The following is a 13,724-nucleotide window of genomic DNA, read 5'->3' as shown; positions in this document are numbered from 1 at the left end:
GCCGGCTCCGGAGCGGCCCGCCGTTCCTCCGCCCGCTCCCCGCGCGGGCCGCGCTCAGGAGCCGTCGGCGAGCCGGTGCCGGAGGTGGTCGTAGGCCCAGGCGGCGAGCGTGGTCGGCGTGGTGGTCCGGACGCTGCGGCGCTGTTCGGGCGTGAAGTCCGCACGGAGACCGGTCGACATGCCGAGCACGGCCTCCACCAGCCCCTCGGTCATCCCGGACCGCCTGAGCCCGGCGCGCATGGCGTCGTCGGTGATCCGCTCGACGCCGATCCGCCGGCCGGTCGCGGCGGTGAGGATTCCGGCCACCTGCCGCCAGGTCAGGTCCGCCGGTCCGTGCACCGCCCGCACGCACCGCCCGGACCAGGCGGGGGAGAGCAGGCGGGTGGCGGCCACCTCGGCGATGTCGCGCGGTGCCACCCAGGCCATGGGCTGATCGAGGGGGAGGACCACCTGGAGCGTGCCCGCCCGGAGGGCGTCGAGCTGGAGTTCGAGATTGGTGAAGAAGTAGCCGCACCTCAGATGGGTGACGTCGACCCCGAGGTCGTCCAGGGCGGTCTCGGTCCCCGCCAGGCCGTCGATCTCGCCGGCGCCGTGCCGCTTCTCGGCGCCGACACTGCTCTGGAAGACCACCCGGCCGATCCGGTTGCCGGTGACGGCACGGACCACGGCGGCGGTGGCGCGGGCGTAGTCGGCGAGCGGGTCCTCGCCGCCCGTGGTCGGGTCCACCCAGTACAGCGCGTCGATGCCCTCGGTGGCGGCCGCCACCGCCTCGGGGTCGAACTGGTCGACCCGCACGGCGTCCACCTCGCCCCTGACCTCGGGAGCCAGCCGGCCGGGTTCGCGCAGCAGGACGCGCGGCCGGACGCCGGCCCGGATCAGCGTGGCGACGACGTGGCGGCCGACGTTGCCGGCCGGGGTGGTGACGGCGATCTGCATGGGCTTCCTCTCGTCCGGGGGCGGCTCGGCCTCGGGCCGGGCACCTGGGGCGGCCCGAAGCACCCCATCCTTCCTCCGGTGCGGCCGGGGACGCGTTCGACGGGCGCCGCGTGTCGCCGCCTTCCCCGGAGCCCCCGGCCGACACCGGGGAGTCCGGGCACCGTCGGCGACCGTGTCACCAGCCCCGGACGAACGCACGGCCGGGTGCGGGTGGTGTTCCCGGCCCTCGCGCTCTGCTCATGGTGACGCAGGCCGTCGGCGGTGCGGGCCAGGCGGGTCGGGCTCCTGCGCCGGGGCCGGTCCGCCGCCCGCCGCGGCCCGGCCTCAGTCGCCCGTGACCGGCAGGAGGCCGCGTTCGGCGAAGACCTTCTTGGCGACGAAGGTGGCGTTGAGGGCCCTGGGGAAGCCGCAGTAGCCGGCGGAGTGCAGCAGGGCCTCGACGATCTCCTCGGGGGTGAGGCCGACGTTGAGGGAGGCGTTGACGTGGACGTCGAGCTGGGACTCGCAGCCGCCGAGCGCGGTGAGCATCCCCAGGGTCACCAACTGCCGGTCGCGCGGCGCCAGCCCGGGGCGCCGGTAGATCTCGCCGAACCCCCAGGCCACGATCTGGTGGGCGAGTTCGGGGCTGATGTCGGCCAGCGCGTCGACCACCCGCCGGCCGGCCTCGCCGTCGATCCGGGTGAGCGTCTCCAGGCCGCGGTCGTAGCGGTCCTGGCGGGTTTCGGCGGCGTTCGGGGGGATGTCCATGGGGTCACACTCCGTTCCCGGCGGCGCCTCGGCGCCTGCCCGTGGTGTCCGGTCCTCGCCCGACCGTAGGACCTGGAGCGTGCCCGCTCCCGGCTCCGACATGCGGCCGGCCGTCACGCGGAGGTGCGTCCGGAGATATTCCTTGACACGAATATTCTTTGTGGCGAATACTTCTCCTCATGGACGCACTCCTCGCCGCACTGGCCGATCCGGCGCGCTGGCGCCTCGTGAGCCTGCTGGCCGAGCGGCCCCGCCCGGTCGGGGTGCTCGCCCGGCTCGCCGAGGCGCGCCAGCCGCAGACGACCAAGCACCTGCAAGCCCTTGAGCGTGCCGGTGTCGTCACCTCCGAGCGCATCGGCCAGCGGCGTGTCTACGCGCTCCGTTCCGCCCCCCTGCGGGAGCTGGCGGCCGAGCTCGCCCGGCTCGCCGACAGTGCGGAGCGGCCCGGCGGCCCGGGCGAGACCCACGAGCGCTACGGCCTCGGCGTCCACGCGGAGCGGCGCGCGGCGGGAGAGGCAGGGTGGGCCGACGGCCGCTCGTTCCGGTTCCACCGCGAGCTGCCGGGGCGCCCGGACCTGGTCTGGCGCCACCTGGTCGAAGCCACCCTGCTCGCCCACTGGTGGACGCCCGACGACCTCCGGGTCTCCGAGCTCGTCTTCGAGGCCCGCCCGGGCGGCCGGATCGTCCAGGAGTACCGCGACATCGAGGACACCGACGGCTCCGACCCGGTCGCCGGCCGAGCGGAGGGAGTCGTCGAGGACGTCCGCCCGGGCGAGCGCCTCGCCTACCGGCTCTCCCCGCTGCTCCCCGGCGGCGGCACCGCCTTCACCGCCCACGTCGAGCTAGGCCTCCGGCCGACCGGCACGGACCCGGGCACCGGGCTCGACGTCCACTGGCGGATCACCGACAGCAGCGTCGACTCGGCGGACTTCGTCGCCGGGATCGAGACCGGGTTCGGCCAGAGCCTCGACAAGCTCGCGGCGGCCCTCACGGCCGCCGACGACGACCGGCGACGGCGCCAGCCACCGACGACAGCCACCGACGACAGCCACTGACCACTGACGACAACGACACGAGGAGTACGCAATGACCGAGCAGACCGCAAACCGCCGGGTCGTCACCAACATGAGCCTCTCCCTCGACGGCCGCTACGCCCGGCGCGACCCCCGGGACATGAGCTGGGTGATGCCCTACGCCCACACCGACGTCGCCCGCGACCACCTGACCGGCCTCTGGGAGCCCGCGACGACCGCCCTGCTCGGGCGGGTCAACGCCGAGGGTTTCCTCGGCTTCTGGCCCACCGTCATCGGTATGCCGGGCGTCGACCCGCGCGACGAGGGCTTCGCGAAGTGGCTCGTCGACGCCGACAAGGTGGTCCTCTCCGGCACCCTCGGCGAGTCCGCCCCCGGCCGGGCGCCGTGGGAGCGGACGACGGTCGTCGACCGGCCGACCACCGAGGTGGTCGCCGGCCTCAGGGCCACCGGGGGCGGCGACATCCTGGTGCTCTCCAGCGCGAGCGTCATCAAGGCACTGCTGGCGGCCGACGAGGTCGACCGGCTGGCACTCACCGTCTTCCCGGTCTTCCTCGGCGACGGACCGCGCCTGTTCGACGACGGCCTGCCCGCCGCCGAGTGGGCGCTCGTCAGCCAGACCGCGGGGGAGCACGGCACGCTGGCCCTCGTCTACGACCGGATCCGCTGAACCGGCCGCGTCTCTCCTCCGGGGCGGCCGGCCGGAGTGCCCGTTCGGCCGTGCCGGAGGTGCCTCTTCGGTCCGTGCTTCGCCCGGGAACCTTCCGGTCCCGGGCGCTGTTCTGGCACCATCGGCCGCTACTGCGTGACGGACCGTCGGTGACCGCCGTCCTGCCCCGACGGAGGTTCCCGTGACCAGCTCCGACCCCACCCGGCCGGCGAGCCCGGCCCGTCCCGCCCGCCCGGTGACCTCCGGTGCCCACCGGCCGGCCCGGTGGGTGCGGACGAGGCTGCGCACCGGCCCCTGGGCGGCGCTGCTCACCGCCGGACTGGCCTTCGTGCTGGTGTTCCTGGCGGCGGCGATCCCGAGGGTGCTGGACCGCGGCGCGGACGCGGCGCTGCGGGACTTCCTGCACGACCGGGGCCCGCTGGAGACGAGCCTGCTCAGCACCGCTCGCTCCCCGGAGGGCGGCGGGACGGAGGCGGAGCTGGAGGCGGTGGCGGCTCAGCTGGTCGCCCGGGCCGGGGCCGGCCTCCCGGTGGCGCCGTCGGGACCGGTGTTCGGCGCCGAGGCCCTGCTGCGCCACGCGCTGACCACCCCCGGCCTGGACCGCCCGGACGGGCACTCCCCGCCGACCCTGCACCTGCGCTACCTCCACGGCTTCACCGAGCACACCACCCTGGTCGCCGGCGCCTGGCCGTCCGGCGGGAGCAAGGGCGAGCCGATCCCGATCGCGGTGGCCCGCAGTGCGGCGGAGACGATCGGGATCCGGCTCGGTGCGGTCCTCGACGACGACTCGGTGCCCCCGCAGCGGGTGCGGGTGACCGGCCTCTACACCGTCACCGACCCGGCCGAGCCGTACTGGGCCGACCTGCCGTGCACGGGCCGGGCCTGTCTGGAACGCTCGCTCAGCGACCCCAACATCAGGAGCTGGCACACCGCCGCGGTGATCGGGGGCGACGACCTGGGCGCCCTCGGGCGCTGGGGGCGCAACACGCGTGACTTCTGGCGGCTCCCGGTGGACACCGGCGTGCTGCGGGCCGACCGGCTGGCCGGGGTCAGGCACGATGTCGCCGCGTTCCTCACCGGGCCGACGGCCACCGCACTGCTCGTCGCCACCGGCCGCTCCGACCTCTCTACGACGTCCCGGCTGCCCGGCCACCTCGACCGGGCGGTGGCGCGGCAGGCCGCGGTCGCGCCGACGGCCCTGATCGGGCCGGCCGCCGTGGCGGGGGTCGCGGGGGTGGTGCTGGCCCTGGCCACCGCGCTCACCACCGACCGGCGCGGCGCGGAACTGCGGCTGCTGAGGGCCCGGGGCGGGTCCGGCACCGGGCTCCTGCTGCGGCTCTGCGGGGAGGGCGCGGTCACCGTCCTGCCGGCGGCCGTCGCGGCCACCGCGTCGGCGCTCTGGCTGTGGCCCACGCCGCGCTGGGCGGCGGCGGTGGCCGCCGCGCTGGTCACCACCGCCCTCGCCCTGCTCGCCGTTCCGGTCCGGGCCGCGCTGCCGCCGGCCGACGGCTCCGGCAGGGCCGCGCGCCGGGGTCGGCTGATCGCCGAACTCGTCGTCCTCGCCCTGACGGTGGCGGCGGTGTCGGGTGTCCGGCGCCGTGGCGTCGCCCCACCGGACGCGGGCCCCGACCTGCTGCTGGTGTCGGCCCCGCTGCTGATCGCCCTCACCGCGGCGCTACTGCTGGCACGCCTGCTGCCCGTCCTCGCGGGCGGCCTGGCCCGGGCGGCCGCCCGTTCCTCCGGCACGGTGGCGTTCCTGGGCCTGGCCCGCGCCGCCCGGGGCTCCGGTGGCCGGGGCGGCCGGCGGTCGCGGCACTTCGTCCTGCCGCTCCTGGCCCTCGTGCTCGCGGTCACCACCGCCGGCTTCGGCGCGAGCGTGCTGGCGGGCGTCGGGCTCGCCCGGGAGCAGGCCGCGAAGCTCGTGGTCGGGGCGGACGCCTCGGTGGCGGCGCCGGCCGGGATGACCCTGCCGCCAGGGTTCGCCGCGGCCGCCGCAGCTCTGCCGGGGGTCACGGCCGCCACCGCCGTGCGGCTGGAGAGCGAGGCATTCCTGCTGGAGGGGGTCCCGGGCGTGCGCGCGGGTGTCGACCCGGAGGCCACCCAGGTCACCCTGGTGGTCGCCGAACCCCGGGCCTACGCGCGGATCGCCAGGACTGTCGGGGCGGGCACCTTCGACCCGGCGGCGCTCGACGCGCCGGCCGCGGCGGATCCGGGCGCGCCGACCGTCCCCGCCCTGTTCAGCGCCGACCTCGCCCGCCACCTCGGCCCCGGCGGCCACCGGCTGCGACTGCCCAGCGGCGGCGAAGTCCTCACAGCCCACGCCGGCACGGTCGACGCGACCCCCGCCCTGCCCGGCGCCACCCGCCCCTTCATCGTCCTGCCCACCCCCGCCGCGAGCGCCGTGCTGCCGGAACTCGCCCGCATCACCGACTGGTTCGCGCTCGGCCGGATCGACGAGCCGGCCCTGGCCGGCCTGGTCCGCGCGCTGCCGGCCTCCTCCCTCGCCGATCCAGGCGCCCCGCCGCCGCCCGGGCCGACCGCCGCCACCGCCGTGGTCGGCAACGACCCCGACGCGCTGCGCAGCGGCTACGTCACCCGGACCAGCGCCGCCGTCGCCGCCGACCTCGCCCAGGACCCCCTCCAACACGCGGCGGGCCGCCTGTTCGGCCAGGCCCAGGCCGCCGCGGGCGCCTTCACCCTGCTCGCCGTCCTGCTCACACTGCTGCGCGCCGCCCCCGACCGGGCCGCCCTGCTGGCCCGGCTGCGCACCATGGGCCTGCGCTCCCGGCAGGGCCTCGCGCTCGTCCTCGCCGAGACGCTGCCGCAGACCCTGCTGGCCGCGGCCGGCGGCGCCCTGGCCGCGCTGACCGCCGTCGCCGTGCTCGGGCCGGCCGTCGACCTGTCCACCCTGGTCGGCGCCCCGGTGCCGACCGGGCTGCGCCCCACGGCGGCGCCCCTGCTCCTCCCGGCCGCTGCGCTCGCCGCGCTGACTGCCCTCGCGGTCGTCGCCGAGGCCCTGACCGGCGGCCGCCGCCACCTCACCACCCACCTACGACTCGGCGACCGGCCCTGAGCCGTCCGGCCTCGGGGCGTCCGGCCCTGAGCAGACCCGTCCCGAGCGGACCGGCCTTGAGTAGACCCGTCCCGAGCGGACCGGCCTTGAGTAGACCCGTCCCGAGCGGACCGGTCGTGCCGGGGCGCCGACCGGTCGCCGGCACCGGTCGGGCCGGCCGCGCGCCCTCCGGGGCTCGGCCGAGGAGGAGGCCGAGCCGCGATCCGGGGAGCCGCTGTCGGGCGACGACCGGGGGAATCCCCCTGCGAAGGGCGGTACGCCGAGGCGGGCAGCGGCTCCCCCGATCGAGGCCGGACCGCCAGCCCGGCCTCACGGCACCGCCCGAGAAGTGACGAGCCCACAGCACCGTCGGCCCGGGCCGTGGGCGCGAGCGGCCGAGCCGGTGGCCTCCTGTGCCTTGGGCACGGCACCGTTTCCGACCTGATCGTCTCCATCGCGGCCCCCGGCGAGACCGCCGGATCAGGCCCGGCATGACCGGTGGAGAGGCCGATCGGCTGTTGGGCGGCGGGACCGGCCTGGACCGGGCCGGGGCCCACCACCGGGCGAGGGGCCGGTCACAGGGGCGGCAGCCTGGAGGTCCGGGGCGGTCCCCGGGGGAGCTCTCGGACTCGACCCGGTGGACACCGGAGGGCGGTTCCGCGTTCCCTCGCACCTGGCCATCGGCGAGCGCGAGACCGCCGGCCCCGTGACGTACGAGACGGTTCTCGGCCGTCTCGCGGCACGCGGCTGCGCCTGGCGCCAGGACGATGCCCCGACCTTCGACGACCAGCTCCGCGTCCGCACGGAGGCCGGCGTCCCTCGGCTTCGTGCGCGCGCCCGACGGGTGGCTGCCGCCGATCCCCTACACGTCGGCTCTCACGAAGGCCGGTCGAGCTCCCCGGTGCGGGCGGCGGCTGCCTCCTCCAGCAGCGACCAGCCGTCGAGCTCCACCGCTCGCCGGCCTCCCGGCTGCCATCCACGGGCCGCGGCCGTGCCCAGCAGGGCCCGGACGGCGCCCGGTTCGTGCAGGTTCAGTGAGCCACCCCGGACGAACCCGACGTCCCCGGAGCCCAGGGGGAACCCGCCGGGGACGTACCGGTCGGGTCCGCCGGCGAAGACGATGCGCAGCGTTCCGCCGGAGCCGGCCGGCTGCGGGTGCAGGGTGAGGGTCTCGCGGCAGGCGGTGAAGGCCTCGCCGGCCGGTCCGGGGTGGCTGTGGCGGAGCGACCACAGGTACGTCCGGCCGCCGGCGACCAGTCGACGGGGCTTTCTCGGGTGGCGTGGCACAGAGCCGAGCGTACGCGGCGCGGTCCGCCGGGTCCGCCGGGTCCGCCGGGTCCGCCGGGGCCGGGGGCCGGAGAGGGCGCGGACCTACGGTGCGGCCCGTCCGCGCGGGTCGGCGCCCGAGGTCAGCCAGGCCCCGATCCCGGGGAGGGCGTCCGGCCCGTTGTCGGCCTCCACCGTGGCGGCCAGGTCGGCGATCGTGACCCCGGCCAGCGAGGCCCGCCAGGCGGCGTCCGCGGCCCCCATCGCGCGGGCGATGGGGCACGGCTCGGTGCACTGCTCAGCTGGTGTCGCGAACGGCCCGCGCCGGCGTATCTCGGTGCACACGAACGCCGGGGTGGCGCCGTCGACGGCCTGGACGACGTCGAGCAGCGTGATCTCGTGGGCCGCCCTGGTGATCACGTAGCCGCCGGTCTTGCCCTGGACGGAGCGCACCAGACCCGCCCGCGAGAGGGCCTGCAACTGCTTGGCCAGGTAGCTGGGCGACACCTCGTGCAGCTCGGCCAGCCGGGCCGCCGGCACCGGCTCCCCGGCGGCGGTCAGGACCACACAGCAGTGCAGCGCCCATTCGACGCCGCCGGACAGCTTCATGTCGCCTCCACATTGACTCGGACATAGACTATCCGAGTACTATCCCGGACATCTGGTATCCGGGTTTGCCCCCAGGGGAAGCCCCCGTCACGAAGGAAGGCACACCATGAGGATCACCGTCATCGGCACCGGCCTGATCGGCTCCCGGCTCGCCGACGTGCTTGAGCGGCAGGGCCACGACGTGACGGCGGTGTCCCGGTCGTCCGGCCTCGACCTGCTCACCGGCGAGGGTCTCGACCAGGCGGTCGCCGGCGCCCACACGGTCGTCAACGTGACCAACTCCCCGACCTTCGACGAGCAGTCCCTCGACTTCTTCCGCACCACCGTCGGCAACCTGCTCGACGCCGGCGACAAAGCGGGCGTGCGCCACCAGGTCGCCCTGTCGATCGTCGGCGTGGACCAGGTGCCCCAGCTCGACTACTACCGGGCGAAGACCCTCCAGGAGGACCTGCTGCGCGGCGGCCCCACCCCCTACTCGATCGTCCGCGCCACGCAGTTCTTCGAGTTCGTGGAGCCCACCATGTCGTGGACCTCGGACGACAGCGCCGTCCGGCTGCCCGCGACTCCCCTCCAGCCCATCGCCGCCGACGACGTGGTCGACGTCCTCGCGGAGGTGGCCACGGCGGCCCCGCTGACCGGCACCCTCGACATCGCGGGCCCCGACCGGTTCACGCTGGACGAGCTCGGCCGGATCACCCTGGCCGCCAAGGGCGACGGGCGCCCCGTCGTCACCGACGACCAGGCGGGCCTGTTCGCCGCCGTCCGCGGCGACGTCCTCACCCCCGGCCCCGAGGCCCGCCTCGCGCCCACCCACTACCGCGACTGGCTGGCGGCCGCCATCGCCGGCTGAGGGCCGCGCCGGGCGGGGGCCCGGGCGCGGGCGTGTGGTGTGGGTGTCGCGCCCCTGGATCGGACGCCCGGCCCCGTCGGTACTCGGACGCGCACCGTTTGCGCGGCCGCGTAGCGGAAAGGCGCGGCGCATGGCAGTCATCGATCTCACCCGGACCACTCCACTCGCCGCGGACGGGGCGGGCGCACACCTCTGGCTGATCGCCGTGGGCGTCCTCCTGGTCGTCGCCCTCATGCTCGCCTTCGTCCTGGGGCAGCGCCGCAAGGACCGCGAGCCGCCGCCCGTCGACCTGTCGGGGGTACGGGAGTCCGACCCGCGGCGCCAGCCGCCGCCGGGCTGATCCCGCTCGCCGGACCGCCCCGAAGGGCCCCGGGTCGGTCTGCCGACCCGTGAGCATCCGGCCTCCGCCGCACCTGCCCCAGCACGACCTCCGCCCCGGTACCGGACCCCGGCACCGGGGCGGACGTGTGCGTGGTGGTGCCCGCGGGGCCGGTGAGCGGTGGTGGTGGAGTCCGGGTGGACGGTGGCGACGGCGGGATCGAGCCGGTCGCCGATGGTCCGCACCACGCGGTGCGGACCATCGGCGGTTGGGCGGGGGTGCGGTGAGGCTTCGGGCCGGTGGGGGAGCCGACATTGCCTGATGGACCGTCAGGCACCCGGGGGGTCAAGCGACGGACGGGTGGGCCGAATTTCGGCCAACCCGGCGGGCGGGTGCTGACATGTCCGCGCAAACATGGCACGCTGCCGCTAGCCGTTCGCGTCCAACATGGCTGTACAACTTCGGTAGTTGACGTTGAGTCAGCACTTAGGTTCCTTCCCGCCCCCTGCTCCGTCGGACGAACACGGTTCCGCTCCACCCGGACGGCCAGGGTCCTGCCCGTCCGGGCCTGCACCGGCCGAGGTCGCACATCGGCCGCCTCCACGAGGAGTTCCGTTGAGAGGTTCCCCCCGCAAGGCCGTCGCCGCAGGTGCGTTGATCGCCGCATCCGCGATGATCGCCGTCACCTTCCCGGCACACGCCGCTCCCGCCCCCGCGTCCGAAGCTCCCGCCCCCAGGGCCGGTGCCCTCGCGGCGCCGCTGGGCGAGGGGGAGCGGACGGCGCTGCTGGCCGACGCCCAGGAGCGCCGCGCCGCCACCGCGAAAGCCCTCGGCCTGGGCGCCCAGGAGGAGTTGGTGCCGAGGGCGGTCGGCAGGGACGCGGACGGCACGGTGCACACCCGGTACGACCGCACCTTCGCGGGACTGCCCGTCCTCGGTGGTGACCTGGTGGTGCACACGGCCGCGAACGGCGCCACCACCGGCGTCGACAAGGCCACCGGCGCGGCCATCGCGATCGCGCCCGCCCTCACGGCGGTCACCGCCGAGTCCGCCGACTCCGCCGCCTTGGACCGCGCCAGGGCCGAGGGGGCGAAGGACGCGAAGTCCGAGTCCGTCCGCAAGGTGGTCTGGGCGGCCTCCGGCAGCCCGGCGCTCGCCTGGGAGAGCGTCGTCGGCGGTCTGCAGCACGACGGCACCCCCTCCGAGCTGCACGTGATCACCGACGCGGCGACCGGCGGCAGGCTGTTCGAGTACCAGGACGTGAAGAACGGGGTCGGCAACAGCCAGTACTCCGGTCAGGTCACCATCGGCACCGCCGGGTCCGCCGGCGCGTACAGCCTGACCGACAACGCCCGTGGCGGGCACCGGACGTACGACCTGCGGCATCAGGAGACCGACGACACGCCGGGCACGCTGTTCACCGACGCGGACGACGTGTGGGGCGACGGTGCCACCGGCAACGCGCAGACCGCCGGTGTGGACGCGCAGTACGGTGCCCAACTGACCTGGGACTTCTACCGGAACGTGCTGGGCCGCAACGGCATCAGGAACGACGGCGTCGCCGCCCACAGCCGCGTGCACTACGGCACCTCGTACGTCAACGCGTACTGGTGGGACGGCTGCTTCTGCATGACGTACGGCGACGGCGAGGGCGATGCCAACCCGCTCACGTCGATCGACGTCGCCGCCCACGAGATGACGCACGGCGTCACCTCCGCCACCGCCGACCTCGTCTACGGCAACGAGTCCGGCGGCCTGAACGAGGCCACCTCCGACATCATGGGCACCGCCGTGGAGTTCTGGGCGAACAACGCCGCCGACCCGGGCGACTACCTGATCGGCGAGAAGATCAACATCGACGGCGACGGCAAGCCGCTGCGCTACCAGGACCAGCCCTCCAAGGACGGCTACTCCAAGGACTACTGGTACTCCGGTGTGGGCTCAGAGGACGTCCACTTCTCCTCGGGCGTGGCCAACCACTGGTTCTACCTGGCCTCCGAGGGCAGCGGCGCCAAGCGGGTCAACGGCGTGAACTACGACTCGCCGACCCACGACGGCCTGCCGGTCAACCCGGTCGGCCGCGACGCCGCCACCAGGATCTGGTACCGGGCGCTGAGCACCTACATGACCTCCACCACCGACTACGCCGCCGCCCGTACGGCCACCCTCAAGGCGGCCGCCGACCTCTACGGCGCCACGAGTCCGACCTACAGGAACGCCGCCAACGCGTGGGCCGCGGTCAACGTCGGCGCGCGCCTCACCCAGGGCGTGACGGTCACCAACCCCGGTGACCAGGTCACCAGGACCGGTACGGCGGTGAGCCTGCAGACCAAGGCCGTCAGCAGCAATCCCGGCGCCCTGGCCTACGCGGCCACCGGGCTGCCCGCCGGCCTGACGATCAACGCCGTTACCGGCCGGATCACCGGCACCCCCACCGCCCAGGCCGAGAGCACCGTGACGCTCACCGTCAAGGACTCCACCGGCGCGCTGGACGTCGTGTCGTACCGCTGGACCACCTACACCCTCGGCCAGTGCGCGACGTCCCAGCGACTCGCCAACCCCGGCTTCGAGTCGGGCCCGACGGCCTGGTTCGCCTCCGGCGCCCGGGTGATCGACTCCACCAATCCCTACACCGCGCCGCGCAGCGGCAGCTGGAAGGCGTTCCTGGACGGCTACGGGAGCACCCACACCGACACGCTGTCCCAGACGGTGTACATCCCCTGGGGGTGCCGGGCCACCCTCGGCTTCTGGGTGGACATCGCCACCGACGAGGGCACCCGGAGCATCCCCTACGACAAGCTCACCGTGCAGGCCGGGGACACCGTGCTGGCCACCTACTCCAACCTGGACGCCACCACCGGCTACGTCCGCAAGAGCGTCGACCTCTCCGCGTACGCCGGGCAGTACGTCAACCTGCGGTTCGTGGGGTCGGAGGACCTCGCCGCCCGGACCACGTTCCTGATCGACGACACCTCGCTCGACCTCGGTAACTGAACCGTCCGCCCGGACGGTTCCGCCGGCCGGTGACGGGCCGGTGCACCGGGTGCACGGCGAGGCCCGGCCCGGCCGGGCCTCGCCTCGCTCCGCGCACCGGTCGGTGCGGCCGGTCATTTCGGTACGGCGGTGGGCCAGTTGTTCTTGACGACGGTCTGCGCCTTCGCCACCTGGGACTCCTTCGGGAAGGCGGGGGTGCCCTCCACCGTCGGCAGCTTCGCGGCGAGCGCGGTGTCGAGGGTGCCGTTCTTGGCCATGGCGTCCATCAGGACCGGGCGGGCGAAGTCCACCAGCCGCAGGTTCTGGCCCTCGGGGGAGGCGAGGTACTCCTCCCAGAGGCGGGCGGCGGCCGGGTGCGGGGCGTCCTTGTTGACGGCCTGCGCGTAGTACTGGGAGAAGCTGCCGTCGAACGGGATGGAGACCCTCCAGTCCACGCCCGCCGGGCGCAGCTGGTCGACGTGCTGGAGGTTGAGGAAGTCCCACTCGATGCTGATCGGCGTCTTCCCGGTGGTGATCGCGGTCAGGTCGGAGTTGGCGTGGCTGAAGTTGCCGGCCTCGTTCAGCCGGGCGAAGAAGTCGATACCGGGCTGGATGTCGTCGAACGACCCGCCGTTCGCCAGGGCCACGGCGTACACGGCGGCGAAGGCCGACGCGGCGCTGGTGGGTTCGCCGGTGAACGCGATCATGCCCTTGTACTGCGGGTCGAACAGCTCGGCGAAGGAGTTCGGGCAGGTCTTCACCCGGTGGGCGTCGCAGCCGATGGAGACGTAACCGCCGTAGCTGTTGTACCAGCGGGCCTGGTGGTCCTTCTGGGCGGCGGGTATCTGGTCGTACCCGGTCGTGCGGTACGGGGCCAGCAGGCCCTGCGCGGCCGCGGACTGGGCGAAGGAGTCGCCCAGGTCGAGCACGTCGGGCGCGCCGGGCTGTCCCTTGAGCCGCTTGATGTCGTCGATCTCCTGCTGGCTGGATCCGTCCGGGTTGTCGTTGACGACCTTGATCCCGTACTTCTTCGAGAACCCGTCCATCAGGCCGCCGTAGTTCGCCCAGTGGGGGAGCAGCGTGGTGGTGTTGAGCTGTCCCTCCGCCTGCGCCTGCCGGACCAGCTCGTCCATGCCGCCGACGTCCTGGGCGGAGGCGGAGCGGGCCGCCGCCACCGGCGTGCCGGCGCTCTGGCCGCCGCAGCCGGCGAGTCCGGCGGTCACCAGGGTCACGCAGGCGGCGAGTGCGGCCAGGTGGCTTCGACGAGGTGT

The 13,724-nt window shown here is 74.9% G+C and carries 11 protein-coding genes; 6 read left to right on the top strand and 5 right to left on the bottom strand.

The window, feature by feature from the left end; all coding sequences use genetic code 11:
• Positions 1-54: 54 nt before the first annotated feature.
• On the bottom strand, positions 55-936 hold the full coding sequence (locus tag ABZ497_RS25840) for an NAD(P)H-binding protein (RefSeq protein ID WP_359808593.1): 882 nt from the start codon (positions 934-936) through the stop codon (positions 55-57).
• 324 nt (positions 937-1,260) lie between these two features.
• On the bottom strand, positions 1,261-1,683 hold the full coding sequence (locus ABZ497_RS25835) for a carboxymuconolactone decarboxylase family protein (protein ID WP_329491587.1): 423 nt from the start codon (positions 1,681-1,683) through the stop codon (positions 1,261-1,263).
• A gap of 179 nt (positions 1,684-1,862) precedes the next feature.
• On the opposite strand from ABZ497_RS25835, the gene ABZ497_RS25830 reads away from it, so the two are divergent.
• The 3 genes from ABZ497_RS25830 (at position 1,863) to ABZ497_RS25820 (ending at position 6,457) form a co-directional block, all read left to right on the top strand.
• Positions 1,863-2,738: a metalloregulator ArsR/SmtB family transcription factor gene (locus ABZ497_RS25830; RefSeq protein WP_359808591.1), complete on the top strand. Its 876-nt coding sequence runs from the start codon at positions 1,863-1,865 to the stop codon at positions 2,736-2,738.
• A 31-nt stretch (positions 2,739-2,769) separates the two neighbouring features.
• Positions 2,770-3,384: a dihydrofolate reductase family protein gene (locus ABZ497_RS25825; RefSeq protein WP_359808589.1), complete on the top strand. Its 615-nt coding sequence runs from the start codon at positions 2,770-2,772 to the stop codon at positions 3,382-3,384.
• A gap of 181 nt (positions 3,385-3,565) precedes the next feature.
• Positions 3,566-6,457 (top strand): hypothetical protein, encoded by a 2,892-nt coding sequence (locus ABZ497_RS25820; protein ID WP_359808587.1) that lies wholly within the window; start codon positions 3,566-3,568, stop codon positions 6,455-6,457.
• A gap of 855 nt (positions 6,458-7,312) precedes the next feature.
• Here ABZ497_RS25820 and ABZ497_RS25815 read toward each other — a convergent pair.
• Both ABZ497_RS25815 and ABZ497_RS25810 read right to left on the bottom strand, forming a co-directional pair.
• Positions 7,313-7,723: a hypothetical protein gene (locus ABZ497_RS25815; RefSeq protein WP_359808585.1), complete on the bottom strand. Its 411-nt coding sequence runs from the start codon at positions 7,721-7,723 to the stop codon at positions 7,313-7,315.
• Positions 7,724-7,807: 84 nt separating this feature from the next.
• The gene (locus ABZ497_RS25810; protein WP_359808583.1) at positions 7,808-8,311 is read right to left on the bottom strand and encodes an Rrf2 family transcriptional regulator; all 504 of its coding nucleotides are present in this window, start codon (positions 8,309-8,311) and stop codon (positions 7,808-7,810) included.
• Positions 8,312-8,417: 106 nt separating this feature from the next.
• Here ABZ497_RS25810 and ABZ497_RS25805 point away from each other — a divergent pair, with 106 nt between their 5' ends.
• The 3 genes from ABZ497_RS25805 to ABZ497_RS25795 all read left to right on the top strand — a co-directional run bounded on the left by ABZ497_RS25805 (position 8,418) and on the right by ABZ497_RS25795 (position 12,474).
• Positions 8,418-9,161, top strand: a complete 744-nt coding sequence (locus ABZ497_RS25805) for an NAD(P)H-binding protein (RefSeq protein ID WP_329491593.1) — start codon at positions 8,418-8,420, stop codon at positions 9,159-9,161.
• A 130-nt stretch (positions 9,162-9,291) separates the two neighbouring features.
• Positions 9,292-9,501 carry a DUF6479 family protein gene (locus ABZ497_RS25800; protein ID WP_359808581.1) on the top strand — a complete coding sequence of 70 codons (210 nt, stop codon included), beginning with the start codon at positions 9,292-9,294 and terminating at the stop codon, positions 9,499-9,501.
• A gap of 651 nt (positions 9,502-10,152) precedes the next feature.
• Complete coding sequence (locus ABZ497_RS25795; RefSeq protein WP_359808642.1) at positions 10,153-12,474, top strand: M4 family metallopeptidase; 2,322 nt, start codon at positions 10,153-10,155, stop codon at positions 12,472-12,474.
• A gap of 113 nt (positions 12,475-12,587) precedes the next feature.
• On the opposite strand, the gene ABZ497_RS25790 is transcribed toward ABZ497_RS25795, so the two are convergent.
• Entirely contained in the window at positions 12,588-13,586 is a 999-nt protein-coding gene (locus ABZ497_RS25790) for an extracellular solute-binding protein (protein WP_359808640.1), read from the bottom strand.
• Positions 13,587-13,724: the final 138 nt, after the last annotated feature.

This window comes from Kitasatospora sp. NPDC005751 (assembly GCF_040630835.1).
In the GTDB taxonomy this organism is placed as follows: Bacteria; Actinomycetota; Actinomycetes; order Streptomycetales; family Streptomycetaceae; genus Kitasatospora.
The sequence above is the reverse complement of the archived record's forward strand: the minus strand, read 5'-3'. Positions and strand labels throughout refer to the sequence as shown.

What these genes read in the sequence shown, in the direction of transcription:
- ABZ497_RS25840 (WP_359808593.1), bottom strand. Translation starts at nt 936, where the DNA reads ATGCAGATCGCCGTCACCACCCCGGCCGGCAACGTCGGCCGCCACGTC.
- ABZ497_RS25835 (WP_329491587.1), bottom strand. Translation starts at nt 1,683, where the DNA reads ATGGACATCCCCCCGAACGCCGCCGAAACCCGCCAGGACCGCTACGAC.
- ABZ497_RS25830 (WP_359808591.1), top strand. Translation starts at nt 1,863, where the DNA reads ATGGACGCACTCCTCGCCGCACTGGCCGATCCGGCGCGCTGGCGCCTC.
- ABZ497_RS25825 (WP_359808589.1), top strand. Translation starts at nt 2,770, where the DNA reads ATGACCGAGCAGACCGCAAACCGCCGGGTCGTCACCAACATGAGCCTC.
- ABZ497_RS25810 (WP_359808583.1), bottom strand. Translation starts at nt 8,311, where the DNA reads ATGAAGCTGTCCGGCGGCGTCGAATGGGCGCTGCACTGCTGTGTGGTC.
- ABZ497_RS25805 (WP_329491593.1), top strand. Translation starts at nt 8,418, where the DNA reads ATGAGGATCACCGTCATCGGCACCGGCCTGATCGGCTCCCGGCTCGCC.
- ABZ497_RS25800 (WP_359808581.1), top strand. Translation starts at nt 9,292, where the DNA reads ATGGCAGTCATCGATCTCACCCGGACCACTCCACTCGCCGCGGACGGG.
- ABZ497_RS25795 (WP_359808642.1), top strand. Translation starts at nt 10,153, where the DNA reads ATGATCGCCGTCACCTTCCCGGCACACGCCGCTCCCGCCCCCGCGTCC.
- ABZ497_RS25790 (WP_359808640.1), bottom strand. Translation starts at nt 13,586, where the DNA reads ATGGACGAGCTGGTCCGGCAGGCGCAGGCGGAGGGACAGCTCAACACC.